26 protein-coding genes and 3 pseudogenes are annotated in these 26,185 nt (G+C 72.0%); 20 read left to right on the top strand and 9 right to left on the bottom strand.

Going from position 1 to position 26,185, the window contains the following annotated elements:
• The first annotated feature begins 200 nt into the window (after window positions 1–200).
• Both ABZ318_RS29715 and ABZ318_RS29710 read left to right on the top strand, forming a co-directional pair.
• The gene (locus ABZ318_RS29715) at window positions 201–737 is read left to right on the top strand and encodes a metallophosphoesterase (RefSeq protein WP_356905539.1); all 537 of its coding nucleotides are present in this window, start codon (window positions 201–203) and stop codon (window positions 735–737) included.
• A 546-nt stretch (window positions 738–1,283) separates the two neighbouring features.
• The gene (locus ABZ318_RS29710; RefSeq protein ID WP_356905538.1) at window positions 1,284–1,706 is read left to right on the top strand and encodes a hypothetical protein; all 423 of its coding nucleotides are present in this window, start codon (window positions 1,284–1,286) and stop codon (window positions 1,704–1,706) included.
• Here ABZ318_RS29710 and ABZ318_RS29705 read toward each other — a convergent pair whose 3' ends face one another.
• From ABZ318_RS29705 to ABZ318_RS29695, 3 genes are all read right to left on the bottom strand, one after another.
• Complete coding sequence (locus ABZ318_RS29705; RefSeq protein WP_356905537.1) at window positions 1,707–2,141, bottom strand: hypothetical protein; 435 nt, start codon at window positions 2,139–2,141, stop codon at window positions 1,707–1,709.
• A 2-nt stretch (window positions 2,142–2,143) separates the two neighbouring features.
• Window positions 2,144–3,859 carry a cytochrome c oxidase subunit I gene (gene ctaD / locus ABZ318_RS29700; RefSeq protein WP_356905536.1) on the bottom strand — a complete coding sequence of 572 codons (1,716 nt, stop codon included), beginning with the start codon at window positions 3,857–3,859 and terminating at the stop codon, window positions 2,144–2,146.
• A 601-nt stretch (window positions 3,860–4,460) separates the two neighbouring features.
• Window positions 4,461–4,937: an SPW repeat protein gene (locus ABZ318_RS29695; RefSeq protein WP_356905535.1), complete on the bottom strand. Its 477-nt coding sequence runs from the start codon at window positions 4,935–4,937 to the stop codon at window positions 4,461–4,463.
• A 273-nt stretch (window positions 4,938–5,210) separates the two neighbouring features.
• Here ABZ318_RS29695 and ABZ318_RS29690 point away from each other — a divergent pair.
• The 3 genes and pseudogenes from ABZ318_RS29690 to ABZ318_RS29680 form a co-directional block, all read left to right on the top strand.
• Window positions 5,211–5,294 (top strand): annotated as a pseudogene (locus ABZ318_RS29690) (hypothetical protein); the annotation flags it as partial.
• 177 nt (window positions 5,295–5,471) lie between these two features.
• Window positions 5,472–5,666: a hypothetical protein gene (locus ABZ318_RS29685; protein WP_356905542.1), complete on the top strand. Its 195-nt coding sequence runs from the start codon at window positions 5,472–5,474 to the stop codon at window positions 5,664–5,666.
• Window positions 5,663–5,863: pseudogene (locus ABZ318_RS29680) on the top strand (PAS domain-containing protein); the annotation flags it as partial. The gene ABZ318_RS29685 and the pseudogene ABZ318_RS29680, both read left to right, overlap by 4 nt.
• 193 nt (window positions 5,864–6,056) lie before the next feature.
• Here the strand turns inward: ABZ318_RS29680 and ABZ318_RS29675 are convergent.
• Together ABZ318_RS29675 and ABZ318_RS29670 are read right to left on the bottom strand one after the other, a co-directional pair.
• Window positions 6,057–6,455, bottom strand: a complete 399-nt coding sequence (locus ABZ318_RS29675; protein ID WP_356905534.1) for a hypothetical protein — start codon at window positions 6,453–6,455, stop codon at window positions 6,057–6,059.
• Between the two features lie 221 nt (window positions 6,456–6,676).
• Window positions 6,677–6,964 carry a hypothetical protein gene (locus tag ABZ318_RS29670; RefSeq protein ID WP_356905533.1) on the bottom strand — a complete coding sequence of 96 codons (288 nt, stop codon included), beginning with the start codon at window positions 6,962–6,964 and terminating at the stop codon, window positions 6,677–6,679.
• Between the two features lie 807 nt (window positions 6,965–7,771).
• Here ABZ318_RS29670 and ABZ318_RS29665 point away from each other — a divergent pair.
• The 3 genes from ABZ318_RS29665 to ABZ318_RS29655 all read left to right on the top strand — a co-directional run bounded on the left by ABZ318_RS29665 (window position 7,772) and on the right by ABZ318_RS29655 (window position 10,186).
• The gene (locus ABZ318_RS29665) at window positions 7,772–8,413 is read left to right on the top strand and encodes a carbonic anhydrase (RefSeq protein WP_356905532.1); all 642 of its coding nucleotides are present in this window, start codon (window positions 7,772–7,774) and stop codon (window positions 8,411–8,413) included.
• A gap of 689 nt (window positions 8,414–9,102) precedes the next feature.
• On the top strand, window positions 9,103–9,519 hold the full coding sequence (locus ABZ318_RS29660) for a CBS domain-containing protein (protein WP_356905531.1): 417 nt from the start codon (window positions 9,103–9,105) through the stop codon (window positions 9,517–9,519).
• 76 nt (window positions 9,520–9,595) lie between these two features.
• Window positions 9,596–10,186: a hypothetical protein gene (locus ABZ318_RS29655; RefSeq protein WP_356905530.1), complete on the top strand. Its 591-nt coding sequence runs from the start codon at window positions 9,596–9,598 to the stop codon at window positions 10,184–10,186.
• A 221-nt stretch (window positions 10,187–10,407) separates the two neighbouring features.
• On the opposite strand, the gene ABZ318_RS29650 is transcribed toward ABZ318_RS29655, so the two are convergent.
• Both ABZ318_RS29650 and ABZ318_RS29645 read right to left on the bottom strand, forming a co-directional pair.
• Window positions 10,408–11,676 carry an MFS transporter gene (locus tag ABZ318_RS29650; RefSeq protein ID WP_356905529.1) on the bottom strand — a complete coding sequence of 423 codons (1,269 nt, stop codon included), beginning with the start codon at window positions 11,674–11,676 and terminating at the stop codon, window positions 10,408–10,410.
• Window positions 11,677–11,693: 17 nt separating this feature from the next.
• A complete protein-coding gene (locus ABZ318_RS29645) occupies window positions 11,694–12,233 on the bottom strand; it encodes a winged helix-turn-helix domain-containing protein (RefSeq protein WP_356905528.1) in 540 nt (179 codons plus the stop codon).
• 366 nt (window positions 12,234–12,599) lie between these two features.
• Here ABZ318_RS29645 and ABZ318_RS29640 point away from each other — a divergent pair, with 366 nt between their 5' ends.
• The 3 genes from ABZ318_RS29640 to ABZ318_RS29630 all read left to right on the top strand — a co-directional run bounded on the left by ABZ318_RS29640 (window position 12,600) and on the right by ABZ318_RS29630 (window position 14,930).
• A complete protein-coding gene (locus tag ABZ318_RS29640; protein WP_356905526.1) occupies window positions 12,600–13,349 on the top strand; it encodes a hypothetical protein in 750 nt (249 codons plus the stop codon).
• 307 nt (window positions 13,350–13,656) lie between these two features.
• A complete protein-coding gene (gene sigK, locus ABZ318_RS29635) occupies window positions 13,657–14,181 on the top strand; it encodes an ECF RNA polymerase sigma factor SigK (protein WP_356905541.1) in 525 nt (174 codons plus the stop codon).
• Window positions 14,178–14,930, top strand: coding sequence for an anti-sigma factor (locus ABZ318_RS29630; RefSeq protein ID WP_356905525.1), 753 nt, complete (start codon window positions 14,178–14,180; stop codon window positions 14,928–14,930). The genes sigK and ABZ318_RS29630 overlap by 4 nt, the downstream gene beginning before the upstream one ends.
• Before the next feature lie 105 nt (window positions 14,931–15,035).
• On the opposite strand, the gene ABZ318_RS29625 is transcribed toward ABZ318_RS29630, so the two are convergent.
• A complete protein-coding gene (locus ABZ318_RS29625; protein WP_356905524.1) occupies window positions 15,036–15,767 on the bottom strand; it encodes an SDR family oxidoreductase in 732 nt (243 codons plus the stop codon).
• A gap of 100 nt (window positions 15,768–15,867) precedes the next feature.
• On the opposite strand from ABZ318_RS29625, the gene ABZ318_RS29620 reads away from it, so the two are divergent.
• The 8 genes and pseudogenes from ABZ318_RS29620 to ABZ318_RS29585 all read left to right on the top strand — a co-directional run bounded on the left by ABZ318_RS29620 (window position 15,868) and on the right by ABZ318_RS29585 (window position 24,858).
• Window positions 15,868–16,719, top strand: a complete 852-nt coding sequence (locus ABZ318_RS29620) for a LysR family transcriptional regulator (RefSeq protein WP_356905523.1) — start codon at window positions 15,868–15,870, stop codon at window positions 16,717–16,719.
• A 132-nt stretch (window positions 16,720–16,851) separates the two neighbouring features.
• The gene (locus ABZ318_RS29615; protein ID WP_356905522.1) at window positions 16,852–18,111 is read left to right on the top strand and encodes an FAD-dependent oxidoreductase; all 1,260 of its coding nucleotides are present in this window, start codon (window positions 16,852–16,854) and stop codon (window positions 18,109–18,111) included.
• A gap of 56 nt (window positions 18,112–18,167) precedes the next feature.
• Window positions 18,168–18,905 carry a DUF1365 domain-containing protein gene (locus ABZ318_RS29610; protein ID WP_356905540.1) on the top strand — a complete coding sequence of 246 codons (738 nt, stop codon included), beginning with the start codon at window positions 18,168–18,170 and terminating at the stop codon, window positions 18,903–18,905.
• Window positions 18,906–18,958: 53 nt separating this feature from the next.
• Complete coding sequence (locus ABZ318_RS29605; protein ID WP_356905521.1) at window positions 18,959–20,209, top strand: cyclopropane-fatty-acyl-phospholipid synthase family protein; 1,251 nt, start codon at window positions 18,959–18,961, stop codon at window positions 20,207–20,209.
• Window positions 20,206–21,530, top strand: a pseudogene (locus ABZ318_RS29600) (cyclopropane-fatty-acyl-phospholipid synthase family protein). Before ABZ318_RS29605 ends, ABZ318_RS29600 begins: the two are co-directional and overlap by 4 nt.
• Window positions 21,527–22,354, top strand: coding sequence for a DUF1295 domain-containing protein (locus ABZ318_RS29595; protein WP_356905520.1), 828 nt, complete (start codon window positions 21,527–21,529; stop codon window positions 22,352–22,354). The pseudogene ABZ318_RS29600 and the gene ABZ318_RS29595 overlap by 4 nt, the downstream one beginning before the upstream one ends.
• Window positions 22,351–23,001, top strand: a complete 651-nt coding sequence (locus ABZ318_RS29590; protein WP_356905519.1) for an alpha/beta fold hydrolase — start codon at window positions 22,351–22,353, stop codon at window positions 22,999–23,001. Before ABZ318_RS29595 ends, ABZ318_RS29590 begins: the two co-directional genes overlap by 4 nt.
• A 282-nt stretch (window positions 23,002–23,283) precedes the next feature.
• Window positions 23,284–24,858: a molybdopterin-dependent oxidoreductase gene (locus tag ABZ318_RS29585; protein ID WP_356905518.1), complete on the top strand. Its 1,575-nt coding sequence runs from the start codon at window positions 23,284–23,286 to the stop codon at window positions 24,856–24,858.
• Here ABZ318_RS29585 and ABZ318_RS29580 read toward each other — a convergent pair.
• Entirely contained in the window at window positions 24,845–25,243 is a 399-nt protein-coding gene (locus ABZ318_RS29580; RefSeq protein WP_356905517.1) for a hypothetical protein, read from the bottom strand. The two genes, ABZ318_RS29585 and ABZ318_RS29580, sit on opposite strands and share 14 nt — an antisense overlap.
• Window positions 25,244–25,333: 90 nt before the next feature.
• Between ABZ318_RS29580 and ABZ318_RS29575 the strand changes: the two genes are divergently transcribed.
• Entirely contained in the window at window positions 25,334–25,678 is a 345-nt protein-coding gene (locus ABZ318_RS29575) for a hypothetical protein (protein ID WP_356905516.1), read from the top strand.
• The last annotated feature ends 507 nt before the right edge of the window (window positions 25,679–26,185 follow it).

Genomic DNA, 26,185 nt, shown 5'->3' with positions numbered 1-26,185 from the left:
CAGCGGGGTGCGGGGCACCCCGACGCTGAAGATGGACGGCAAGCCCGTCACCGTCCGGGGCACGGACGACCCGCCGGTGACGGTGGCCGATTTCGGGCCGCCGCACCGGGGGCGGCCACTCCCCCGCAAGGACGCCTGCGGTAAGTGACTCGGAGTACACCCGACGTCCCACCAGGCGGGCGGAACGAGGAGGCAGACCGATGGGCGACGACACGACTGGGGCGGGGGCCCCGCCCGTACGGCTGCTGCTCCTCTCCGACACCCATGTGCCCCTGCGCGCCAGGCGGCTCCCCGACGAGGTCCTGCGCGAGACGGACCGGGCGGATGTCGTCGTCCACGCCGGGGACTGGGTCGACGTGGCCACCCTGGACCTGCTGGAGGGACGCGCACGGCGCCTGGTCGGGGTGTTCGGCAACAACGACGGCCCCGAACTGCGGGCGCGGTTGCCGGAGGTGGCCCGCGTCAGGCTGGGGGGCCTGAGGTTCGGCGTGGTCCACGAGACGGGGGCGAGCCGCGGCCGGGAGACCCGCTGCGCCGCGCTGTACCCCGACCTGGACGTCCTGGTCTTCGGTCACAGCCACATCCCCTGGGACACCACGGCGCCAGGCAAGCTGCGCCTGCTGAACCCCGGGTCGCCGACGGACCGCAGACGCCAGCCGTACGCCACGTACATGACGTGCCTGGTGAGGGACGGGGTACTCGACGAGGTCGTCCTGCACCGCCTGCCAAGGCGCTGACCCTGCCCCACGGGCACCGGTGTCACCAGCGCCTCGCCCGGTCACGGCAGCCCACGCCTCCCTTCGCCTCTTCGGATCTCCGTCCCCGCCGTCCATGCTGCGGCGGATGGCGTCCCGCGCTTGGTCGGCGACGGCCGCCACGGGTCCGAGGGCGAGGTCGGCGGCGGCGCTCTCGACCCCGGGGTGGAGCGCTTCTCCTTGCATGAGGAGCGCCACGTGGAGACGCCGCCGCATCTGCTCGAAGCGCTCGTGGGCCTCACGGACGTAACCGGCGCCCAGGGTGGTGAGGTCGATCCGCGTCGCGGGCAGTTCGCGCAGGTGGTCCTTGTTCGGCTCGAACGCCAGGACGTTCGACCCACGTCTCCCCCAGGTCGACGAGGGACTCGTAGTGGGCGACGTGCTCCTCCTCGATGAGCCCGATCTCCCGGTAGAGCCGGCGGGCGAGGGTCCACAGGGTGCGGGGCCCGGCCGCTGCTCGCAGTCGGCGTGTGTGACCGGGCTCGACGGGTAGCCGCCGTTCGCCACATTGGGAGGAGATGGGGAGCCATGGTGGTCCACATCGATCGGGGTCTGACACCGCGCGTCTCGGATCCACCTCATGTACTGCGCCAGGGGGCCCACGACCAGATCCTGGGCCTGTTGATGCTGGCGGTCTCGGTGCTGCTGTTGGTGATGCCGATGGCCACGCAGGTCGGGCCGAAAGACGCGCAGATGAACGAGATGCTGGTCGGGCTCGTCGTCGCGTTCACCGCCGGCCGGCGCATCTACCGCGGCGGGGGTCTGTGGTCCGATGCCGTCGTGGGCCTGGCGGGCGTGTGGCTGCTCGTCTCGCCGTTCGTCCTGGACGCCCAGAACACCGCCGTGGACACGGCGGACCGCACGCTCGCCATCGTCGCCGGCAGCGTCCTGGTCGTCCTGAGCGCGGCTTCCGTGCTGCTCTGGTGGCTGGACCGCAGACGCCGCACCTGACTAACCGGCGCCCCGCACCACCACCCCCAGCACGACGGTCATGCCGCCCACCAGGCAGAGGAACGTGGCGACCAGACGCCGACGCAGGCACGCGTAGCGGTGGCCGTACTCCCGGCGTAGTTCCTCGGCCCGTGCGGCGGTGGCCTGGAGCATCCGGTGCCGCACGGCCCGGTGCTCCTGCTCGAACACGCGGGCCACTTCCGCCTCCTCTCGCGGTCCCAGCCAGGGGAACCGGCGGGCGAAGGCGGCGCCGGCCTCGGCGGCCTCGCTCCTGACACGGTGCGCGAGCAGGTACCCCTCCAGCCGGGCGATGCCGGCGGCCGCCTCCGCGGTGTCGGCGTACGGGAGGCGGGCGCCGGGCCCGGTCGGCCACGGGGCGTCGCCGCCCTCGTGCTCCGCGGAGCCGTACGGCTCCCGACGGCCGGGCAGGGCCATGTCTACCGGCCTTCCTGGGGGCCGCGCGCGGCGCCGGGGTCGTCGATGACGTCCCGCTTGTGGTTCTGGCCGTAGTCGAGTGCCGCGAGGCTGGGGAAGTTGAGGTCGAAGGCGGGGGACTCGGAGCGGATGCGCGGGATGGTGAGGAAGTTGTGGCGGGGCGGCGGACAGGAGGTCGCCCATTCCAGGGAGCGGCCGAAGCCCCACGGGTCGTCCACGGTGACCCGCGGGGCGGTCTTGGCCGTCTTCCAGACGTTGTAGAAGAACGGCAGGGTCGACATGCCCAGCAGGAACGCGCCGATGGAGGAGATGGTGTTCAGCGCCGTGAAGCCGTCGGCCTGCAGGTAGTCGGCGTACCGCCGGGGCATTCCCTCGGCCCCGAGCCAGTGCTGGACGAGGAAGGTGCTGTGGAAGCCGACGAAGAGCGTCCAGAAATGGATCTTGCCGAGCCTCTCGTCGAGCATGGTGCCGGTCATCTTGGGCCACCAGAAGTAGAACCCGGCGAACATCGCGAAGACGACCGTCCCGAAGACCACGTAGTGGAAGTGGGCGACGACGAAGTAACTGTCGGTGACGTGGAAGTCCATGGGCGGCGAGGCGAGGATGATCCCGGTCAGACCGCCGAACAGGAAGGTGACGAGGAAGCCGATGGACCACAGCATCGGCGTCTCGAACGAGAGCGACCCGTTCCACATCGTGCCGATCCAGTTGAAGAACTTCACCCCCGTGGGAACCGCGATCAAGAAGGTCATGAAGGAGAAGAACGGCAGCAGCACCGCACCGGTGGCGAACATGTGGTGCGCCCACACCGTCACCGACAGGCCCGCGATGGCGATCGTGGCGCCGATGAGCCCCACGTAGCCGAAGATCGGCTTGCGTGAGAAGACCGGCAGGATCTCCGTGACGATGCCGAAGAAGGGCAGCGCGATGATGTAGACCTCGGGGTGGCCGAAGAACCAGAAGAGGTGCTGCCACAGGAGCGCTCCGCCGTTGGCCGGATCGTAGACGTGCGCGCCGAACTGCCGGTCCGCCTCGAGCGCGAACAGCGCCGCCGCCAGCACGGGGAACGCGAACAGCACGAGCACCGAGGTCAGCAGCACGTTCCACGTGAAGATCGGCATGCGGAACATCGTCATGCCCGGAGCGCGCATGCAGATGATCGTGGTGATGAAGTTGACCGCGCCCAGGATCGTCCCGAAGCCGCCGAGCGCGAGCCCCATGATCCACATGTCGCCGCCGACGTAGGGCGTGCGTTCCCCGCCGCTGAGCGGCGTGTAGGCGGTCCATCCGAAGTCCGCGGCGCCCTGCGGGGTGAAGATGCCGCAGAAGGCGATCAGCCCGCCGAAGAGGAACAGCCAGTACGAGAACATGTTCAGTCGCGGGAAGGCGACATCGGGTGAGCCGATCTGCAACGGCATGATCGCGTTGGCGAAGCCGGCGAAGGTGGGGGTGGCGAAGAGCAGCAGCATGATCGTGCCGTGGAGGGTGAACGCCTGGTTGTACTGCTCGGGAGAGACGATCTGCAGACCCGGCCGCGCCAGTTCCGCACGGATCACCAGGGCGAGGATTCCACCGATCAGGAAGAAGACGAACGACGTGATCAGGTAGAGATGCCCGATCTTCTTGTGGTCCGTCGTCGTCAGCCAGTCCACGACGATCTGTCCCTTGCCCCTCTTCCGCACAGGCACGAGGGTGGGCGGCTCCGTGGAGGTGGCCATGGGAACTCCGTCAAGGGTGAAGGGGAACACGTGGGGCAGAGCGACCCTAGGCAGGCCGCCGTCGGACAGGCCGTCAGAACACGCGCGCTCGGAATCAATCGCTTCATCACACACGCGCTGACCTGCCGGTCTCTGGTTCCTCCGGCGACGGCCACCATCCGTTCGGCGGGCACGTGACGCCGCGCCCGTGCGGAGGCCGCACGCGGGCATCCCGGGCGGACGACCCGGGTGCGTGCCTGACACCCGGGCGGGGGCGAGCAGGGCCGCCGGCTGGCGGTCACGGTCGACCGGGCACCTGTGGAGTACGGGGTTGTCCTCCCCCTCGGCCGTTCGATCGCTTCGGTACGGCCCCTTGCACCTCTAACGACCGGGTCAGGCAGCAGCTGAGGCTGCGGACAGGGGGCTCGTCGTCGTTCGTCAGATCGCCCGTCCCCGGAGAGCACGGGCCGTCCGGCCTGCTGCACTCGCCGGTCCGGCCGACGGGTGACAGAGCCGCCTGCCCGAGGCCTTCCGTACGGCAGGCCGTACCGGGGCTGCCCGATGAGCAGGCCGCCAGGAGAGATCTCCTGGCGGCGCGTGCGAGAGTCGGTCGTCGTATGGGCTAGGGCATGGTGCGGCGGCCTTCGGCAGAACGGCCTGGGCGGGCACGCGAGGTCCCGTTGTCACGAGCGGCAGAGGCGGCCGCGAGGGCGAGAAGGGTGGCGACGGCACCGGTGATCAGGTTGCTGGTGATGGAGCGGGTGTGGGCGACGTCCCCGGCGACGACCCACGGGGCGATGCAGGTCCAGATGCCGATGGCCGCCGCCGCCCAGGCCATGGAGTGCGTTCGCTCGTAGGAGTTGCCGAGGCCTCCCAAGAGGAGCATGTAGGCGATTCCCGCGATGAGGTTGGTGACGGCGAGGGTCGTGAAGCCGTTGAAGCCGACGATCCACGGAGACGCCGCGAGGTAGAGGCCGGTGATCAGGGCGAGTGCCTCGATCATCTGGGCTCGTGGGGTGGCGGCGGCTCGGTCGTGCCGTGCGCGCAGTTCCATGAGGTCGGGGTGCTCCTCGATGGGTGCGCGGTGTGTTGACGCCATGATTGCCTCCTGGAAGAGGGCGCTTACTCCCTGGCCCATACCCCGATAATTGCCTTAGATGGGCTAATCACCCCCTCTATCGGTCGTTTTCCCGGTCTCTTCATGCCGGGCACGACAACGCCACCTGAGGAAGGGCTCAGCCACTGCACCGGTCGCCCCCGTAGATGGGGGCCGGCCACGGGCCCCGTCCGCAGCTTGCCGCCGCCGACGGCCCAGGACACCGCAGCGTGACGCAGAGGCGCCCGGCCCGGCGAGGCACGCGCCGGCGGATGGATGGGCGCGCCGGCGGTGGCCCAGGTGGTCACCAGTGCTGACGGCATCATCGCGCGGTGGAACCACGCGGCCCAGGAGCTGTCGGGGTGCGCCCCGCAGCAGGTGGTGGGCCGGCGCATCGCGGACCTTCTGCATCCGGGGCGGACCGGGGGGTGGGGCGTTCGCTGTGGGGGGCCGCGGCCTCCGGCCGGGCGTGATGGGCACGGTCACCGCCTGGCGTGCCAAGGGGCATCCGATCGAGCTGGAGATCTGGGCCAGCCCTTGCCCGAGCGGCATGAGGACACGGCCGCGGTCGTGGTGTTCGCCGCCGACGCCCACGCCGCCCGCCGCATTCGCAGCTCCTCGGCCGCGTGGGACGGATTGTTCGCCCGGTCGCCGGTCGGCATCGCGGTCCTGGACGCCCAGCTGCGATTCCTGCGGGTCAACCCGGCTCTGGACCGGTTCTGGAGAAGATGAACGGCCTGCCGGAGTCCGCCCGCATCGGCCGGCGCCTGTCCCAGCTGCTCCCGGAGGTCAACGCCCGCGACAGGGAAGAAGCGATGCGTACCGTCCTCGACAGCGGGCTGCCGGTGCTCGACCGCCGCCGCGCCGGACGCACCCCGGCAGCCCCCGACCGCGACCGGGTCTGGTCGTGCTCCTACGTCCGCGTCGAAGATCCCGCCGGCCGGCCGATCGGGGTCATCGCCGCCCTGCTCGACATCACCGACGAGCAGCGCGCCCATACCGAGGCCGAAGCCGGACGGCACCACCTCGCCCTGCCCAGCGAGGCGTCGATCCGCATCGGCTCCGGCCTGGAGCTGGAGCGCACCGCTCGGGAACCGGCCGACCTCGCCGTCCCCCGGCCTGTCACATCAGGTGTTCATCCGTGGGCACGGCTGCCGTCAGGGGTTCCAGGTCGCCGTACAGGGCCGCGTGGAGGGCGGCGGCGAGTTCACGGGCACGGTCTTCGCCGGTCACGCCGTGCAGGACGAAGTAGACGGGGCCCGGGTAGGCGTCCGAGCGGACCTCGTCGGCCTGGACCAGGCGGATGACGGCGTCGCGGGCGGCGTCGTTCACGGTGTCGTCGACGACGTGCCCGGGGCCTGCGGTGAGGGTGTCCGCTTTCACCGTCCACCACTGCCCCTGGCTCTCGATGGCCACGAACACTGCGTGCTGCGCCTGGGCCTGCCGGTACGCGACGTCGAAGCCGCCGCCGGTGACGTCGGGGACCAGGCGAGCGGGGCAGGGGGTCGGCAGCGGCTCCATGGAGCCATCGTGCCAGTTCGGCCTGAAATACCAGAAACCAGACATCTGGGACTGGTGCACGGGGCCGGTCGTACTCAGGCGGCGTGTGCCCATGGCGCGCTGTCCGAAGAGTGATCAGGTCCGGTAGCTGCGCCCGCAGGCGGAACGGCCGGGGCAGGCCGACGATCGTGCCGGCCCCGGTCCGCGGTGAACCCCCGGCCCCGGTCCGCGGTGACGCGGGGTTACCCGCGCTCACCCCGGTCCTGCTGACCTTCCGCGATCCAGGTCAGGGCGCGCTCGATCTGGAGGGTGTTCAGCCCGGTTTCGTCGATGAGGCGCTGTCTTTCCAGGCCCTGCGGGTGCCGGGCCAGCGCGTCCGAGATCTTGTGGGCCCACAGTTCGACGCTGTTGAAGGGCCGTTGCCGGTAGGGCTGCCGCAGTCGCGCCAGATGCGAGGTCGAGCAGGCGGTGATGACGCGCAGTCCGTCGAGGACCGGGTTGGACCGATGGACGGCAGAGGAGTCACGCACGAGCCCGTAGACCTCCGCGCCCCTGGGGATGACGCCACCGCACGCGTCACACCGTTCCATCCTGGTCCACCATCCACCGCTCGCCTGCTCCGCGGCCTTGCCCGGTTGTGCGGCGTCGCACAAGCGCCGCTGCCTCCCGCAACAGGCTGGTCATGCCTCCACGGTCCTTCCGTTCGGCCGGTGCCGTCGAGGGGGCGGGCCACCCGGTCGGGCAGCCGTCACACGGCCACCTCCGCCGGACCTGTCCGTTTCCGTTCCCGCCACGCTGAGATCGACTGCGCGGTCGTCGCGGCGGCGTTGCCGGAGCCAGGCCGACTTGCACGCGGTCGAGCGGTACCGGCGCCCCGGCGCCGCGCCCGAGGACAGCGGCGCGTGGCACATCGCGCAGGCCCGCCGCGTACCGGCCATATCTCCGGTCTACGCCCACCGCAACCCGCGCGCCACCGGCGCGGCCAGCCCTCTTCTCCGGCCAGGACGCGGTCGGCCGTGCCGTGCGGGCAGGACAGGAGGCCCCACGTCACGGTGGGGCGGTCCTCGGTCGCGGCGACGGCGCGGGCCTGGCCTGCCGGGGCCGACGGCTCCGAGAACACCGGGCCCCGTCGTCCGGCTCCTGCTGTCGGCTTCGGTGAGCCCCCGGTCCAGCGGACCCACGGGAAGCACGTACAGCCGCAGCCGGATGAGTGGCTCCGCCGCGCGTTGAGGGTCCGGGTTCAGGCCGCCCTCGCCCGGCGTCCGGACTGCCGACGGACAGCGGCGGGGCTCACCCCTCATCGCGCGGTGACCTGGGCCTGGCCGTAGCCTGCGACCATGACTGACGCCCCCATACCGACCCCCGCGCAAGCCTTCGAGATGCTGCTGGCCGGCAATCGGCGATTTGTCTCGGGAACACCGCAGCACCCCAACCAGGACGCCGCGCGCCGCTCCGACATCGCACCGGCCCAGAGCCCCTTCGCGGTGCTCTTCGGCTGCTCCGACTCCCGCCTGGCCGCAGAGATCATCTTCGACCAGGGCCTCGGCGACCTGTTCGTCGTCCGCACCGCGGGCCACGTGACCGGGCCCGAGGTGCTGGGCAGCATCGAGTACGGGGCGAGCGTGCTGAACTGCCCCCTGGTGGTCGTCCTCGGCCACGACTCGTGCGGCGCGGTCGCGGCCACCCGCGCCGCCGTGGAGAACGGGGTGGCCGCGCCCGGATACGTACGGGACGTCATCGAGCGGGTCACGCCCAGCGTGCTGGCCGCCCGCTCCGCCGGCCTCACCCAGGACAGCGACATCATCGCCGAGCACACCCGGCACACCGTCGACCTGCTGCTGGACCGCTCCCGGGTGCTCGCCGACCAGGTGAAGGCCGGACAGACCGCCGTGGTGGGCCTGTCCTACCGGCTGGCCGACGGCAGCGCCCACCTGGTCACCACCCGCGGCCTCGACGTCACCGCCGTCTCCGCATCGTGACCGCAGTCTCCGCATCGTGACCGCACCTCCGCCGGTCGTCGCACAGCCACGTCACGCCGCGCATGGCTCACGGAGCCGGTCACGCCGCCTGTCCCGCGCCTCGCGCCGGCCCGGCCCCTGCCACGGACTGCGAGGGGCGCCACATGACGGGGCCGATCGCGAGCGCGCCCCCTCCATCAGCCCCTTCACCTTCGTCGCCGGCCCGCGTGCTCCGGCCGGAACACGCGGGGTGCCGACGCAGAACAGCGGCCCCGTGCCCGGCTGATGTGCGGCCCCGTGCCCGGCTGATGGGCGGCCCCGTGCCCGGCTGATGGGCGGCGCCGAGGCACGGCGGCCGCCCGCAGGCTCTGCCACCGTCTCCTTCCGTTGGGGCTGCTGCCCCTGCTTGACCAGACCCTTACAGCGTCCCGGGACAGTGGCGAGGACGTTGTTGTGTGCGCTGCGCCCGCCGGCGACGGAGAGTGACGGCGGGTGGTTCGGGCGGTCTCGGTGCTGATCCGACGGCATGCCTGCTGTCCCCTTCGGCGAGGGCTGCTGCACGCGGGTGCAGCTGCGTGGCGTGCGGGTGGAATCGCCACGAGGGTGCGATAGAGACAGCCTGGGCGGGGGACCGGTCCTGCGTTCCCGCGCCGGCCCACTGCCCGGTGCCCGGCGCACCTCGAACCGCCCCAAAAGGATGTGGCTGCCTGATGACGACTGCCCGCGAGATCATGACGGAGGGCGCCGAGTGCATCGGCGCGGAGGAGACGGTCCTTGAGGCCGCGCGGAAGATGACCGAAATGGGTGTCGGTGCGCTGCCGATCTGCGGCACCGACGACCGTCTCAAGGGCATGCTTACCGATCGCGACATCGTGGTGAAGGTCTTGGGTGCGGGCAAGGACCCGGACCGGGTCAAGGCCGGTGAGCTGGCGCAGGGCGAGGCGGTCACGATCGGCGCGGACGACGACGCGGCTGAGATCCTGCGCACGATGGTCGAGCACAAGGTGCGACGTCTGCCGGTCATCGACGGCCACCGTCTGGTGGGCATCGTGGCTCAGGCCGACGTTGCCCGCGCCCTGCCCGACCCTCAGGTCGGCGATCTGCTCGAAGCTCTCTCCACTGACTGACTGACTGACCTGAGCCGGTCGCCGGCAGTTCGTCGCCGACGGCTGTGCGTACCACGAGCGGATCAAGGAGAGCCTGATGTCCGAACGCAACACCCTCCTGCGCAGCATGCACGACGTGGGCCTGGCGGCCTGGTTCGGCGGGGCGCTGATGGGCGCGGTCGCCTTGAACAGGGCGGCCGCTGACGAGACCACCACCTGGGCGGAGCAGGCCCGGATCGCGTCGTCCGGCTGGGCGAAATGGACGCCGGTCGCCGGAATGGCGATCGCGGCGCATCTGGTCGGCTCCAGCGGACTGCTGGCCGCGAACGCCGCCCGCGTCGCCACCCAGCAGGGCGTGGCCGCCTCCACCATCGCCAAGACCGTCCTGACCGGGGCGGCACTGGCGACCACTGCCTACAGCCGTGTCCTCGGCAAGAAGATCGAACACGTCGCCCCCGACGACTCCCGCGACGAGGAAAAAACGCACCGTCATCCGGCCGACATCGCCGCCGTCCAGCGGCAGCTGGACTGGGTGCAGTGGGCCGTCCCGGCATTGACCGGCGGACTGCTGATCCTCAACGCCGTTCACGGGGAGCAGCAGCGGCCCGCTGAACAGCTACGGGGCATGTGGCAGCGCGCCCGCTCCCTGTCCCCCGACATGCTTCCCCTGTCCCACTGGCACCACTGACGGTGCCGTGCGGCGCGCACCGGCAAGCTGCTCGCAGCGCGGCCTGCCGGTGCCGGAGTCAGCAGGCGAGGTCGTGCTCCGCGAGCGCCTGCTGGGCTGGCTCTGTTCACGGGAACCGGCAGCAGATGTTCACCACTTCGGGAGGCGCCCGGGTGGGCCCGGGAATCGAACTGCGTGGGCCTCGGGACTTCGTCGGGGCGCCTTCGCGGCAGGCGTCCCGGCTAGTCGGATGCACTCTCCCGGGCGGGATCCTTGGATGCCGGCTGATCCGGGCCGCCGGCCGGGGCGGTGGCACGCAGCGCCGCTTCGACCCGGCGGTTGCTGGTCATGGATGCCGTGACGGTCGTCATCGCCAGGAGGAGGACGGCGGCGGCGTAGAGCGGGGTGCGGATGTCGTAGGTGGTCGCCAGCCAGCCGCCGAGGAAGGCCCCGACGGGGGCGGCGCACATGGCCAGCATGCGGGAGGTGGAGGCGACCCGGCCCATGAGGTGGGTCGGGACGATCGTCTGCCGCAGGGAGGGACCGAGCACCATCGTGGCGCCCATGCCGGCCCCGCAGACGGCGAGCGCCAGCCCGGCCACGTATGGGTTCGGGGCAGCGGCCAGGCCCAGGATGGCAAGCCCCTCGACGGCGGCCGTGCAGGTCAGTGCTGTGCCGGTGCCGAGTCGTCGGCCCAGGTGGGAGGCGATGCCCGCGCCGAGCAGGCCGCCGGTGGCCTCCGCCGTGAGGAGCAGGCCGAAGCCGTAGGTGTCGATGCCGAGGCGGTCGTGCGCGAAGAGGGCGAGGACGGTCTCCACGGCGAGGAAGGCGATGTTCCCGACCGCCGGGCGGAGCGCGAGCCCGAGCAGCAGCCGGTCCCGGAAGACGTACGAGGCCCCGGCCCGCGCCTGGCGAAGCAGCGACTCGCGGACCTCCGGCACGGGCCGGGGCATGGCGGGAAGCGACCGTACGAGCAGTGCGGAGAGCAGGAACGACACCGCGTCGGCGAGCAGCGGAACCGCCCGCCCGAGCGCGAGCAGCGCACTGCCCGCAGGCGGCCCCGCGAAGCCGGACATGGCGGTCTGCGCGCCGCGCAAGCGGGAGTTGGCGCGCTCCAGGAGTGCGGGGTCGCGGCCGAGCAGATCCGGCAGATAGGCCGCGGCGGCCGTGTCGAAGAAGAGTCCGCCGAGGCCGAGCAGGAAGGCGACGGCCGCGAGCAGCGGAATGCTCAAGCCGTCGAGCGCGGTCGCTGCCGCCGGTATCGTGAGCAGCACCGCACGCGCCGCGTCCATGATCCACATCGTGCGCCGGCGGTCCCAGCGGTCGACCAGCGCGCCGCCGAGCACCCCGAAGAGCAGCCACGGCAGCGTCCCGGCGGCCGCGACGACGGCGAGCGCCATCGGATCCCGCGTCAACGTCAACGCGAGCAGCGGCAGCGCGGCGTGCGACACCCCGTCACCGAGCGAGGACACCGTCTGCGCGGTCCACAGCCGTCCGAACCCGGTGGGCAACTTCCCAGTCTCTGAGGTCACTTGGCGTCCCCCTCGGCCTGCTCGCGCCGTGCCGGGTGGAACAGCGCGAAGACGAGCGACGCGTCCGGCAACGACGGATCGGACAGCTCCCGGTACTCGTCCGCCAGCGCCTGCAGCCGCGCCCCCAGCTGCGCGAACTGCTCCTCGGTGAGCCGCAGATGCGCCATCCGCACGTGCCGCTCGCCATCCGCCGGCGACGCCTCCAGGTCCGCCACCGCATGGCGCATCAGCACATCCGGCCCTCCTTCGCCCGGGTCCGGCAGCACGATCGACCGTGCGGCCATCGCGTAGTACCGCTCGGTGACACCCCGCACCTTCCGCGTCCGCACCACCTTCACCAGGCCGGCCCGCTCCAGCAGCCGCACGTGATAGCTGGAACTCCCCTTCGCCAGGCCCACTCGCTCGGCGATCTGCGTGATCGTCGCCGGCTCGAAGCGGAGCACGGCCATGATCCGGTGGCGCGTGAGGTTGGAGACGGCGCGCAGTTGCTCGTCCGTGGTGACGTGAAACGTCTCGGGAAGATCATCGGTAGGCATGCGAGTAATGGTCAACGACTCTTGACCATTGCGCAAGGGGTTTTCGCACGACCTCCAGACTCTGCGGTCCGGCGCGCGAGACCTTCCGTCAAAGCCCCGGCTGCCGGTTCACCGGCACGGCCCGCCGGTCTCCGCCACGCCTCCCCGCGCGTTGGACGGCCTGTGGCGAACGGCGGTGTCGGCCGTACGGGTAGCCCTCCGCGTCAGGCTGCCCCTGCCGCACTCCGGCGGCCGGGACGGGATCCGCCGAGGGCCGACGACTCGCCGGTTCGGACCGTGGAGCGGATGAGGGCAGTCGGAAGAGCCGACGGCACCGAATACATGCCGTAGAGCAACACGTTCTTTCGGCACCGTGAAGGGCACATCATGTGGGCCTTGATACTGATCGGCCTGATCGGCGGGTTCATCACGGCGATCTCACCCTGCATCCTGCCAGTCCTGCCGGTGGTGTCTCTCGCGGGAGCTCCGACCGTCGGCACCGAGGACCCGCACACCGCCGAACCCACCGGGGAGACCCTTTCCGAACCGGCGGGGAGAATCCTGACAGTGCCGTCGGCGACCAAGAGAGCACGTAACCGGCGCCCGTACGCGGTCATGGCCGGCCTCGTCGTCAGCTTCAGCGCCTTCACCCTGCTCGGCGTGACGATCGTCTCCGCCCTGGGGCTGCCGGACGACGTCCTCCGCTCCATCGGGCTCGCCCTGCTGGTCCTGATCGGCCTCAGCCCGCTCTCTCCGCCCGTCGAACGTCTGCTGGAGAGGCCCTTCTCGCGCATTCCGGCTCACCGGGTGAACCGGGAAGGCGGCGCCTTCGCCTTGGGCCTCGGTCTGGGTCTGCTCTACGTTCCGTGCGCCGGCCCCGTTCTGGCCGGCGTCCGGCATCAAGGCGTACGTCTTCACCTTCGGCTGACAGGACCGATCATGACCACCACGACCCTGCGTCACGCAGAACCTTCCCCCCGGCCGGACCGGAGCATGGACGACGGCGAGTTCGAGGCGCTCCTCACCACGGCGCGCCCGACGGCAAGGCGCCAGGACTTCGCGGCTCCTTCCGGAGCCGCCGAGGACCGCTACGCGGCTTCGGCACGACACGCGGAGTTCGGGGCCTCGCGACACTGACGGAGACCAGGCTTGGACATGGGGCGTGCGCCGGTGCACCACAATCGCGGAGAAGCGCCGTCCGCCCACCCATCCGCACACGCGTCCGCCACGAAGCACATGACGAGAAGGATCTCCCGGGCCTCGATCCGGGTGAACCTTCACGCTCGAACCCTCACTGCCGAAGGACAGCCATGCGATGGACAGCGACCCCCGCCCCGGCCGGCACCGGCACCTGCAGATCGCTCGACCACCCGGGAGCCGGCCGGTGACCCAGCCCCTGCCGTTCGGCGGCGCCGCCAGGCACGGTGGCGATCTCACCCCGGTGATGCAGCAGGTCGCCCACGGCGACAAGGAAGCGTTCTCGACCCTGTACGACGCCCTCGCACCGCTCGTCTTCGGCATCGTCCTCAAAGTCGTGAGGGATCGCGCCCAGTCCGAGGAAGTCGCCCAGGAGGTGATGATCGACCTGTGGCGACAGGCTGCTCGCTACCGGCCGGAATCGGGCAACGTCCGGACGTGGGCGGCGACGATCGCCCACCGCCGGGCCGTGGACAGGGTGCGCTCGGCTCAGGCCGCCTACGACCGTGAGCAGGCGACCGCCGCCTGTGATCATTCCCGGCCTTTCGACGAGGTCGTCGAGCAGGTCGAGACGCGTCTGGAGAGCGAGCAGGTACGGCGTTGTCTGCGCGGCCTGACCGAGCTCCAGCGTCAGGCGGTGACCATGGCCTATTACGGCGGCCTGACTTACCGTGAAGTGGCCGCGGCGCTTGGTACACCGCTGCCGACAGTGAAGACACGTTTGCGCGACGGGCTGATCCGGCTGCGCGACTGCATGGGGGTGAGCGCATGAAGCAGCACCACGACGACCTGCACGCCCTCGCCGCCGCCTACGCGCTGAACGCACTGGACGCGCGCGAGCGCGAACTTTTCGCGGCGCACCTGTCGGCCTGCGTTCCGTGCCGACGCGAGGTGTTCGAGTTCGAGGCCACCGCGGCGCGCATGGGCGGGGCCGTGTCGCAGGCCCCGCCCGCTTCCATGAAGCAGCGGGTCATCGCCGACATCGACGGCGTGCGGCAGCTCCCGCCCCGGGTGTCCCCGGGCAACGGAACGGCCACGGTGTGGACGGCACTTCGCCGCAGGGCCGCGGCGTTCGCGGTGGCCGCGAGCCTGGCCGCCGCCGTGTCCTTCGCGGGCATCGCCGCCTGGCAGCACCAGGAGAGCGACGACGCCGCACGCCGCGCCGCTCAGAGCGAGCAGCGCCTGGACGCGGTGGGCGAGGTCCTCGCCGCCCCGGACGCCCGCAGCGTGCAAGGCCGTACGGACAACGGCGCCGGCGCCTCCGTGGTGTCCTCGCAGAAGCTGGGCAAGGCCGTCTTCATCACCAGCGGACTGCCGAGCCCCGGCTCGGGAAAGACCTACCAGCTCTGGCTGGGCCAAGGCGGCACCATGCGGTCCGCCGGTCTCATCCAGGGGGACGGCACCGTGTTCCTGGAAGGCGACACGGCGCACGCGAACGCCGTCGGGCTGACGGTCGAACCGGCGGGCGGATCGACCCAGCCGACCACCAAGCCCCTGCTGCTCCTGAACATGCCCGCCTGACCGGCATCCCGGCAGCAGACGGGGGTGGCCGCCCTGTGGGTGAACGGTGCGAAGGGTCAGTGGTCATGGGCGGTCAGCGAGCGCACGACGGGCAGGCCGTGCGCATCACCAGGGCACTACGCCGGCGTCGTCGAAGAACTGTCCGGTGGGGCCGTCGTCGGGCAGGGTCGCGAGTTCGATGGCGATCGCCGCGCCCTGTTCGGGGGTGCGCACGCCGCGGAAGCCGTTGAGGTCGGTGGCGACGTAGCCGGGGCAGCCGGTGTTGATCAGGATGTTCGTGCCGCTCAGCTCCCGGGCGTACTGGAGGGTGACGGCGTTCAGGAACGTCTTCGACGGCGCGTACGCCGCGGACACCGGGCCTGCCGTCTGCTCGGCGTCGGGTCCTGACTGCCGGGTGAGGGAGCCGACGCTGCTGGACATGTTCACGATCCGTGGTGCGGCGGAGCGGCGCAGCAGCGGCAGCATCGCGTTGGTGACGCGGATGACGCCGATCACGTTGGTGTCCACGACCGTGTGGAGGGTGGCGGGGTCGATCCGGGTGGGTTCTTGTGGCATGTCGCCTGCGATGGCGGCGTTGTTGACGAGCACGTCGAGGCGTCCGGCCTGTTCGTCGATCAGTCGTGCGGCGGCGGTCGCGCTCGCGTCGTCGGTCACGTCCAGCGGTACGGCGAACGCGTCGATGCCGGCGGCGCGCAGTTTCTCCACCGCGGCGCTTCGGCGCTGGTCGTCGCGGGCGCCGACGCCGACGCTCCAGCCGAGGGTGCCCAGGCCTGCGGCGATCTCGTAGCCGATTCCCTTGTTCGCGCCGGTGACCAGCGCGATCGTCCGTTCAGTCATGGGGACGATGCTGCCTTCGGACCTCGGCGGGGGTCCAAGACCGATCGGGTGCGCAACGATACCGTCAGGGTATTGATCCGGGACGGGATAGCGTGGCCGGATGGAGACCCGGGAACTGCGGTATTTCGTCGCTGTCGCTGAAGAGCTGCACTTCGGGCGTGCCGCGCAGCGGCTCGGGATCGCGCAGCCACCGTTGTCACGGGCGATCCAGCGGCTCGAACGCCGGCTCGGGGCAGTGTTGTTGGACCGGACCAGTCGCGCGGTCACGCTGACCGAGGCCGGCTCGGTGCTGTTGGTCGAGGGCCGGGCGGCTCTCGACGCGGTCGAGGCCGCCGAGCGTCGGACCCGCCGCGCCGCCCTTTCCGTGACCGGCCGCCCCGGCCTGGTCCTGGTCACGAAGGCCAGCGCGTCCAGGGAACTGCTGGCGAGGCTGCTCGACGCGTACGCCGCCGAACCCGGCGCGGTCCCCGTCGACGTCATCCTGTGCGGTCCGGCCGAGCAGGAACGACTCCTGCGCGAGGGCCGGGCCGACGTGGCGCTGCTGCACCGGCCGTTCGACTCGACGGCCGGATTCCACACCGAAGAGCTCAGCACGGAGAGTCAGGTCGCGGTCCTGCCGGCCGGGCATCCGCTCACCGCCCGGGCCCATGTGCACATGGCCGACATCACCGGGCTGCCGGGCCTGCCCCTGCCACGCTGGCCCGGCCCCGACGGCACCTACCCGCCCGGCCCCGGCCCGCAGGTCCGCGACCATGCGCAGTTGTTGCAGCTCGTCGCGCTCGGCCGTGCCTGTGCGGTCTCGCCGGAGTCGTGCCGGGCCCAACTGCACGATGACCTCGCCGCCGTGCCCGTGCTGGACGCGCCGACAGTCACCACCGTGATCGCCTGGCCACCGCACAGCCGGTCCAGAGCCGTCGCCGACCTCGTCCGGACTGCGACACGTCTCCAGTAGCTCCCACCCGCCCGGCGGCTGTGCCGCCCGTCGCACGAAGCCGCACCCATCCGGCGTCGTGGCCGCTTCGAAGTCCTGATGAGGGGCAACCCCGGACGCACCGGCCCGGGGCTCGGAGCGAGGGGTGGAGAGATGAACCGCCGGCGAAGCATCGCGGTCGTGGGGGCGGGTGTGGCGGGGTTGACCGCGGCGTACGTGCTGTCCCGCTCGTACGACGTGGTCCTCCACGAGGCCGAGGAGCGGCTCGGCGGGCACGCGCACACGCACCGACTGCCCACGCGTGAGGGCGGCACGGTCCAGGTCGACACCGGTTTCATCGTGCACAACGAGCGCACGTATCCGTACCTGTTGAGGCTCTTTCGCGAGCTGGACGTACCCACGCAGGACGCGGAGATGAGCATGTCCGTGCGGTGTGACGGCTGCGGTCTGGAGTACGCGGGCGCCCGCGGGGCCCGCGGCCTCCTCGGCGGCGGCAACGCCGGGCGGCCGCGCCTGCTGCGGATGCTGGCGGACGTGCCCCGGTTCCACCGGGCGGCGCGCCGCCTGCTCGCCGCCGACGACAGCACTTGCACCTTCGGCGCGTTCCTGCGCCGACACGGCTTCTCGCCGTACTTCGTCCAGCATTTCGCCCTCCCCCTCGTCGCCGCGGTCTGGTCGTGCTCGCCGGGCACCGCGCTGCAGTACCCGGCCGCGTACCTGTTCCGCTTTCTCGACCACCACGGGCTGCTCGCGGTGACCGGCTCCCCGCAGTGGAAGACGGTCACCGGCGGATCGGCCGTGTACGTCGGGCGTGTGGCCCAGCAGATCGCCGCCATCCGCACCGGTGCGGGGGTACGGACCGTCGTCCGGGGGCCCGAGCACGTGCGGGTGGTCACGGCGGAGGGCCGGTCGACGGAACACCGGGCCGTGGTCATCGCCGTGCACCCCGACCAGGCACTGCGGCTCCTCGCCGACCCCACCCCCCTGGAGAAGGACGTCCTGGGCTCGTTCCTCTACTCCAGCAACCCCACCGTGCTGCACCGCGACACCTCCGTGCTGCCGCGCGGCGCGCACGCCCGGGCGTCCTGGAACTACCGGCTGCCCTCCTGCGAGGCCCGGCCGGGTTCGGTCCAGGTGAGCTACGACATGAACCGTCTCCAGCGCCTGGGGTCCGCCGAACCGCACATCGTCACCCTCAACCCGGACGACCGGCTCGACGACTCCAGCGTGCTGGCGCGGATGCGGTACGAACACCCGATCTACACACCGGAATCGGTGGCGGCCCAGCAGCTGCTCCCCGGTCTCACCACCTCCGTCACGGCCTTCGCCGGCGCCTACCACGGCTGGGGGTTCCACGAGGACGGCTGCCGTTCGGGCGTCGAGGCGGCTCGCCGGCTGGGGGTGAGGTGGTGACCGTGACTCCCGACGGCGGTGCCGGAGCCGTCGGCACTCCGCCCCGCTCCCCCGGTCTGCTTCCTTCCGTCCCCGCCCTCTACGAGGTCGAGGTCGCGCACACCCGTACCACTCCGGTGCCGTACGCGCTGCGGCACCGGACGCACCTGTGGCTCGTGGACGTCGACGACCTTCCACGGCTGCCCCGACCGCTCCGTCCCCTCGCCCGCTTCGACCCCGGCGACCACTTCGGAGGCCACGCCCCCTCACTGCGGGTGGCTGTCGCCGCGTACCTCGCAGCCCAGGGCATGACCGAGGCGGACGGGCCCGTCCTGATGCTGACGTACCCCCGGGTCCTCGGGCACGTCTTCAATCCCCTGACGCTGTACTGGTGCCACGACCGGACGCAGCGCCTGATCTGCGTCGTCGCCGAGGTCCACAACACCTACGGTCAGCGGCACTGCTATCTCCTGCACCCGGACGAGCACGGTCGGGACGAGGTCGCCAAGGACTTCTACGTCTCCCCGTTCTTCGACGTGACCGGCACCTACCGCATGCGCGTGCCCCTGCCGGGCGACCGCCTCGACCTGACCGTGCAGCTGCGCCACGGCGACGCACGCCCGCTGACCGCCACGGTGCGGGGCCACCGCCGGCCGGCCACCACCCGCACGGTGCTCGCCGCCGCGCTGCGCCGCCCCTGGTCGACGGCCGCCGTTTCGCTCGGCATCCGCCGGCACGGCGTCCGCCTGTATCTCAAGGGGCTGCCCGTCCATCCCCGGCCCGCCGCCTCACCCGACCAGAAAGGCATGTGGTGACCGTCTCCCTCCCCTCAGCCGCGTCCGTCCGCCCGCACCGTGACCGTGCCCCCGTGGACGCCACGCGCTGGCCGGACGTCGCCCGGACGCCCCGGACGTCCCCCGTGCGCACCGCCGTCGCCCGGAGGATCGTCGAACGCGCCCTCGGTCGTCTTCCGCTGCGGATACGGCTCCACGGCGCGGGGCGCGACAAGGCCGTGCCGCCCGGCGTGCCCGGGGCGCCGCCGACACTGGTCCTGCACGATCCCGACGCCTTCTACCGTCGGATCGGCGCCGACGGCCTGATCGGCTTCGGCGAGTCGTACATGGCGGGCGAATGGGACAGCGATGACCTCGTCGGCCTCCTCACGGTGCTCGCGGTGCACGTCGACGACCTCGTGCCCGCGCCGTTGCACCGAATGCGCGGGGCGTGGGTCCGCCGCAGGCCCGTCCAGGACCTGAACACCCGGGCCGGTGCCCGGGAGAACATCCACCGGCACTACGACCTGTCCAACGAGCTGTTCGCCCTCTTCCTCGACCCGAGCCTCAGTTACTCCTCCGCGGTCTTCGACGCGCTGCCGGCCTCCCCCGGCACGTTCCTGGCGGCCCAGCACCGGAAGATCGACCGGCTCCTCGACCTGGCCGACGTCGGCGCGGGGACCCGGCTCCTGGAGATCGGCACCGGCTGGGGCGAACTCGCCCTCCGCGCCGCCGCCCGCGGCGCTCAGGTCCGTACGGTCACCCTGTCCGAGGAACAGCGGGCGCTCGCCGCGCGCCGGATCGGGGACGCGGGACACGCCGACCGCGTCCGCGTCGAACTGTGCGACTACCGCGACGTCGAAGGCCGCTACGACGCCGTGGTCAGCGTCGAGATGGTCGAGGCCGTCGGCGCCGAGTACTGGCCCGAGTACTTCTCCACCCTGCGTCGCCTCCTCGCGCCTGGCGGCCGGGTGGCCCTGCAGGCGATCACCATGCCGCACGACCGGATGCTCGCCACCGCGCGGACGCACACGTGGATCAGCAAGTATGTCTTCCCCGGCGGGCTCATCCCCTCCCCGGAGGCCATCGCCGGCGAGAGCGCGGCCGCCGGGCTGCGCGTCATCGACTGCGTCAGCTACGGCGACCACTACGCCGAGACGCTGCGGCTGTGGCGGGAGCGGTTCCTGAGCGAGCACGAGGCGGTCGACGCCCTGGGCTTCGACCACGTCTTCCGCCGGATGTGGGAGCTGTACCTGGCCTACTCGGAGGCGGGGTTCCGCTCCCACTACCTCGACGTCCGACAGATCCTGCTCACCGCCGACGACCCGCACGGGGAGAACCGATGACCTCGACACCCACGTCCACGGCCCGCACGCGCACCGGCGCGGCACCGCGGCTGGCCGCGGCCCTCACCCCCTTCCTGCCCGCCGGGCCCCTGCCCGTGAGACTGCGCGCCTGGGACGGCAGCGAGGCGGGTCCGTCCGACGCCCCCGTGGTCGTCGTCCGCAGTCCTCGCGCCGTGCGGCGCCTGCTGTGGCAGCCGGGCGAACTGGGCCTCGCCGAGGCGTACATCGCCGGTGAGATCGACACCGAAGGCGACCTGGCCGGCAGCCTGGGCAGGTCTGGCAGCGGCTGGCCAGACGGCGGAGCACTCGTCCGGGGCCCGCCGACCTCGCCCGGGCCGGCCGCACCGCGCTCGCCCTCGGCGTGATCGGCCCGCGCCCCGCACCGCCCTCGGCCCCCCGCGCCGCCCTCCACGGACGGTTGCACAGCACGGGCCGGGACCGCGCCGCCATCAGCCACCACTACGACCTGTCCAACGACTTCTACGAGATGCTCCTGGACGGGTCGATGGCGTACTCCTGCGCCTACTGGCGGCGGCCCGGCGACCCCGGTTACGGGCTCGCCGACGCCCAGCGCGACAAGCTCGAACTGATCTGCCGCAAGCTCGGGCTCCGGCCCGGCATGCGGCTGCTGGACATCGGCTGCGGCTGGGGTGCGCTCACCGTCCACGCCGCCCGTCACCACGGCGTCCGCGTCACCGCCGTCACCCTCTCCGCCGAGCAGGCGGCGTACGTCCGCGGGCGCGTGGAGCGAGCCGGGCTGGGAGGCCTGGTCGAGGTGGAGCTGCGCCACCACCGTCAGATCTCCGGCGGCGGCTACGACGCCGTGACCGCCATCGAGATGGGCGAACACGTCGGCGACCGCGAGTACCCGGCGTTCGCCGCTCAGCTCCACGGACTGCTCCGGCCGCGCGGCCGGCTGCTCGTGCAGCAGATGTCCCGCGGCCCGGTGGCGCCCGGAGGCGGCGCCTTCATCGAGAAGTACATCGCCCCCGACATGCACATGAGGCCCCTCGGGCGAACTCTTTCCCTGCTGGAGGACGCCGGTCTGGAAGTACGGTCCGCCGAGTCGCTGCGCGAGCACTACGCCTGGACCATCGCGGCCTGGCACCGCACCCTGGAGGAGCGCTGGAGCGACTTCGTCGCCCTGGTCGGCGAACCGACCGCGCGCGTGTGGCGGCTGTACCTGGCCGGAAGCGGCCTCGCCTTCGCCCAACACCGCATGGGCGTCGACCAGATCCTCGCCGTACGGACCGACGACGACGGCGAGGCGTCGATGCCGCCGACTCCGGTGCGCTGGTACGCGGAAGAAGGAGACCGGTGACGGATCTCGGTACGCCGGCCCTCGTCGTCCTCGCGGCCTCGGCGGGCACGGCCCTGGCGGTCCTGCTGGTGACGTTCGCCGTCGGCACCCTCAAGGGCGTGCACCGGGTCGTCGACGTGGCGTGGGGGCTCGCGTTCACCGCGGTCGCCGTCGTGGCCTGGGCCCTGTCGGCCGGGCACGGTGACGACGTGCGGCGTACGGCGGTGGCCGCGGCGACCGCCGCGTGGGGCCTTCGCCTCGCGGTCCACATCGCCCGGCGGGGGCGCGGCCAGGGCGAGGACCCCCGGTACGCCCGGATGCTGGCCCGTGCCCCCGGCAGCCCCGCGCTCTACGCCCTGCGCACCGTCTACCTCCTCCAGGCGGCCCTCGTCTGGCTGGTCTCGCTGCCCGTGCAGGTCGCCGTCCTACTGCCCGAGCCGCCGGACGCGCCGTTCGTGCTCGGGCTCGTGGTCTGGGCGGCCGGGCTGTGCTTCGAGGCGGTGGGCGATCACCAGCTCGCCCGGTTCAAGGCCGACCCCGCCCACCGGGGCCGGATCATGGACCGGGGCCTGTGGGCCTGGACGCGGCACCCCAACTACTTCGGGGACTTCCTCGTATGGTGGGGGCTCTATCTGACGGCCTGCGCCACCTGGCGGACCGCGGCTCTGGTCCTCGTCTCCCCGCTGGTCATGAGCGCACTGCTCATCTGGGGCAGTGGGAAACGCCTGTTGGAGGCACACATGTCCGGACGCCCGGGTTACGCCGCCTACCGGGCCCGTACCAGCGGCTTCCTGCCCCGGCCGCCGCGAGGCGCCGCGCGCCCCTCCCCCGGCCGGCGCCCGTGACCTCCCTTCCGCGCGCGCCGCGCGAACTGGCGGAGGGCCTGGTGGTCCGGTACGCGCCCCCGGAACCGCGGGGCGCCGTGCTGGTGCTGCCGGGCGGACGCTCCGAAGGCCCCGGGGCGCCGCCGTTCCTCGACCTGCCCGCCCTGCGCATGCGGCCGTTCGCCACCGCCCTCCTTCGGCCTGCACGGGCGAACCAGGTGCTGGTGGCGCAGGTCCGCTACCGGCACCGCGGCTGGAACGGGGAGCGTGCCGATCCGGTCCAGGACACCGAAGCGGTGCTGGCCGGGCTCCGGGCTCGGATCGGAGAGGTGCCCGTGGTGCTGGTAGGCCATTCCATGGGCGGGCGCGCCGCGTTGCGCGCCGCGGGAGACCCGGCGGTCCGGGGCGTCGTCGCCCTCGCTCCCTGGTGCCCGCCGGGGGAACCGGTGGCCCATCTCGCCGGACGCCGGCTGTACCTGCTGCACGACGAGACGGACCGGATCACCGCGGCCGCCCAGTCCTGGGCGTTCGTCCGCAGGGCCCGGGCGATCGGGGCCGACGCGGTCGGGATCCCGATGTCCGTCGGTGGCCACACCATGCTCCGGGGCGCGAGCCGGTGGCACCGGATGACGACCCAACTGGCCATGGGGCTACTCGCGGGCGACTGACGCCTCCGCCCGCAGGTGGCCCCGCCCGGACCGTACGTGCCGCGCACGCACGCCCCGGTGGGGCCGACCGGTCGGCGCCACCCCGTTGTCGGCGCCCTGACCGGAGCACCGGGTCGGCCCATCCGCACGGAGGCCGGTACCGAGACCCGGTCCGTGTGACCCGCTGCAAGGGCCCATTCGCTCCCGGGTCGCTTCCGGCTCGCCCCTTCGGAGCGGCTTCACCCGATCGACCGAACGCCTCACCGGCCCCATCCTTGGGCGCCCGCGCTCCGAAGTCCTGGCGTGAGCATCGACAAGAAGGTTCTGAGCAGGGCGTCGTGGGCGGCCCTGGCCGGTCTCGTGTCCGGTTACGCCGCCGTAGCGGTCGCCGAACTCGCCTCCGCGGCGGTACGCCCGGAAACCGGGCCCCTGACGGCCGTCGGCGGCGCGGCCATCGACCGCACGCCCGCCGGACTCAAGGACTGGGCCATCCGGAACTTCGGGACGAACGACAAGCTCGTCCTGCAGTCCGGGATCTTGGTCGTGACCGTCCTCTTGTCCGTGGCCCTCGGCGTGCTCGCCCTGAGGTGGCGACGGGCGGCCGCCGCGGGAGTGGCGCTGTTCGGGGTCGTGGGCGCGGCCGCCGCGCTCGACCGGCCGGATTCGGACTCCTTCTCCGACGCGGTGCCGTCGCTGGCCGGCGGGGTCGTGGGCGGAGTGTTGCTGTTCCTTCTGGCCGGTCTGCTCGGCGGCACGGCCGGGAGCGAGCCCGTCGGCCCGGCGAGCGCGTGGGACCGGCGGCGGTTCCTGCTGGCGGCCGGTGCGGCCGCCGTGGGCGGCACGGTGGCCGGGACGGTCGGGCGCGGACTCGCCTCGTCACGCTCCGGTGACGCGGTGGCGTCGCGGGCCGCCGTCGTCCTGCCCCGCCCGGCCTCGCCCGCACCCGCGATCCCCCGGGGTGCAGGCCTGCGGCTGCCGGGAGTGAGCCCCTTCCTCACCCCGAACAAGGACTTCTACCGGGTCGACACGGCCCTCGTCGTTCCCAAGGTGTCGGCAGGCTCCTGGCGTCTGCGGATTCACGGCAGGGGCATGCGGCGTGACCTGGTCCTCTCCTTCGACGATCTGCTGCGGCGTGAGCTGATCGAGCGGGACATCACGCTGACGTGCGTCTCCAACGAGGTGGGCGGCCCTTACGTCGGCAACGCCCGCTGGCTCGGCGTACGTCTGGCGGACCTGCTGCGCGAAGCAGGAGTCCGGCCACCGTCGGAGGGCGGGCCGGCCGACCAGCTCGTCGCGCGCTCGGTCGACGGAATGACGCTCGGCACCCCGGTCGAGGACGTGATGGACGGCCGGGACGCGATGCTCGCGGTCGGCATGAACGGCGAGCCGCTCCCCTTCGACCACGGGTTCCCCGTGCGCATGGTCGTACCCGGCCTCTACGGCTACGTCTCCGCGTGCAAGTGGATCGAGGACATCGAGCTCACCACCTTCGACTCCTACGACCCCTACTGGGTCAAGCGGAAGTGGGCCCGCCGCGCGCCGGTCAAGACGCAGGCCCGCATCGACACGCCCAAGCCCTTCGCCCGCCCGGGCGCCGGCACGGTCATGGTCGCGGGCGTCGCCTGGGCCCAGCACCGCGGCATCGACCGGGTCGAGATCCGCGTCGACGACGGCCCCTGGCAGCAGGCCGGCCTCGCCGCCGAGGACAGCCGCGACACCTGGCGCCAGTGGTCCTTCCCCTGGTCGGCCACGCCCGGCACCCACACCCTGACCGTCCGTGCCACCGACCGCACCGGCACGACGCAGACCGAACGACGCACCCGGACCATCCCCGACGGCGCCGGCGGATGGCACTCCGTCGTCGTCACCGTCGGCTGAGCCCCGCTGCGGTGTCCTCGACTGCGCGAGCCGCGCTGCGAGCCCACAGGATCAGGGGGATCTGAAGGGGAAGCCTCGCGTAGGCGACGGCCTTGGCCGGCGTGGACCGATGGCGCCAGTCGTGCGCCATCTTGACGTTGGCCGGAAAGACCGCCGCGAAGAACAGTGCCGTGGCGCGTGCACTCGTCCGGCGTGTGGCCGGAAGCGCGAGGCCGGCGGCCAGGGCGAGTTCCACGGCACCGCTGGCGAGGGTCCAGCCGCGGCTGCTGCCCGGCAGGGCGCTCGGCACGATCGCGTCGAACTGCTTCGGCGCGACGAAATGGGCGGCACCGGCAGAGGCGAGCAGCCCGGCCAGCATCAGTGCGGATCGTTGGGTCGAAGGCATCGTCTTCCTCAGGATGGAGAGGCGCGCAGGAGCGACGCGTGGACGGCAGAGCGAATTACTGACCGGTAAGTATGCCTTGTGGAGAGCCCCTTGTCTCCCGTCAAGCCCCGATCGAGCAAAAGGATCTCTTCCCGGGCGTACCGGTCGGCGAGCCCCATCCGCTCCGCCACCGGCATCGCGACCGTCCACCACGACCATGACCGCGACCACGATCGGTGCGAGTGGAAGAAGGACCACTGGGAGCAGCGCTGGGTCAAGGGCCACTGGGAGAAGAAGGTCTACCACCACAAGACGTGGCACCAGGGTTACCACGACGACCACCGCGGCTGGCACAAGGGCTACTGGGACTACGAACCGTATGACAAGTGGGTCTACGTGCCTGGCCACTGGGAGCACTACTGGGTGAAGGCCCACTGGGACTGCCGGCAGCACTGACAGGCCGGCTCGACGCCGGTAACAGCGGCGGGACCGTCTCAGCCCGCGCCGAGGCGGCCCCGCACGAGCGCTCCTGCTCCTGCTCCTGTCCACCAAGCGACCAGCCGCACTGCGCCATCGTGACGTAGGCATCGCCTGAAGCGCCCGTTCGGACTCCCGGACAGAGTGGCTGTGCCCCTCGGTCGTCACGGGGTGGGATCCACGTTTCACGTCTGCGGCAGATCGTTGCCGCAGAAGACGCAGACGGAGCCGTCCTCGCGCGGGCTCTCCCCGAATCGGGGAGACCTGAGACACGGTGGCCCGGTGGCTTGACGGCATTTCATGGATGCGGCGCTGGCGCCCTTTCGGGCCTACAAGAACGCCCCGTAATCCCCGGATGCACTAGCTCCAGTGGCATACGGACATGCAGCAACTGACGGTGGGCCATGTCGTTGCGCGTGAGAAGCCGACAGAGGGTCAGCCCGCGCAGCGGACGGAAGGAACCCATCGATGCGCTCTGCCCGCATT

The organism is Streptomyces sp. NPDC006197, assembly GCF_040613865.1.
Taxonomy (GTDB): Bacteria; Actinomycetota; Actinomycetes; order Streptomycetales; family Streptomycetaceae; genus Streptomyces.
The sequence above is the reverse complement of the archived record's forward strand: the minus strand, read 5'-3'. Positions and strand labels throughout refer to the sequence as shown.

Coding starts and splice junctions, on each gene's coding strand:
- ABZ318_RS29715 (WP_356905539.1), top strand. CDS start 201: ATGGGCGACGACACGACTGGGGCGGGGGCCCCGCCCGTACGGCTGCTG.
- ABZ318_RS29710 (WP_356905538.1), top strand. CDS start 1,284: ATGGTGGTCCACATCGATCGGGGTCTGACACCGCGCGTCTCGGATCCA.
- ABZ318_RS29705 (WP_356905537.1), bottom strand. CDS start 2,141: ATGGCCCTGCCCGGCCGTCGGGAGCCGTACGGCTCCGCGGAGCACGAG.
- ctaD (WP_356905536.1), bottom strand. CDS start 3,859: ATGGCCACCTCCACGGAGCCGCCCACCCTCGTGCCTGTGCGGAAGAGG.
- ABZ318_RS29695 (WP_356905535.1), bottom strand. CDS start 4,937: ATGGCGTCAACACACCGCGCACCCATCGAGGAGCACCCCGACCTCATG.
- ABZ318_RS29675 (WP_356905534.1), bottom strand. CDS start 6,455: ATGGAGCCGCTGCCGACCCCCTGCCCCGCTCGCCTGGTCCCCGACGTC.
- ABZ318_RS29665 (WP_356905532.1), top strand. CDS start 7,772: ATGACTGACGCCCCCATACCGACCCCCGCGCAAGCCTTCGAGATGCTG.
- ABZ318_RS29660 (WP_356905531.1), top strand. CDS start 9,103: ATGACGACTGCCCGCGAGATCATGACGGAGGGCGCCGAGTGCATCGGC.
- ABZ318_RS29655 (WP_356905530.1), top strand. CDS start 9,596: ATGTCCGAACGCAACACCCTCCTGCGCAGCATGCACGACGTGGGCCTG.
- ABZ318_RS29645 (WP_356905528.1), bottom strand. CDS start 12,233: ATGCCTACCGATGATCTTCCCGAGACGTTTCACGTCACCACGGACGAG.
- ABZ318_RS29640 (WP_356905526.1), top strand. CDS start 12,600: ATGTGGGCCTTGATACTGATCGGCCTGATCGGCGGGTTCATCACGGCG.
- sigK (WP_356905541.1), top strand. CDS start 13,657: ATGCAGCAGGTCGCCCACGGCGACAAGGAAGCGTTCTCGACCCTGTAC.
- ABZ318_RS29630 (WP_356905525.1), top strand. CDS start 14,178: ATGAAGCAGCACCACGACGACCTGCACGCCCTCGCCGCCGCCTACGCG.
- ABZ318_RS29625 (WP_356905524.1), bottom strand. CDS start 15,767: ATGACTGAACGGACGATCGCGCTGGTCACCGGCGCGAACAAGGGAATC.
- ABZ318_RS29620 (WP_356905523.1), top strand. CDS start 15,868: ATGGAGACCCGGGAACTGCGGTATTTCGTCGCTGTCGCTGAAGAGCTG.
- ABZ318_RS29615 (WP_356905522.1), top strand. CDS start 16,852: ATGAACCGCCGGCGAAGCATCGCGGTCGTGGGGGCGGGTGTGGCGGGG.
- ABZ318_RS29580 (WP_356905517.1), bottom strand. CDS start 25,243: ATGCCTTCGACCCAACGATCCGCACTGATGCTGGCCGGGCTGCTCGCC.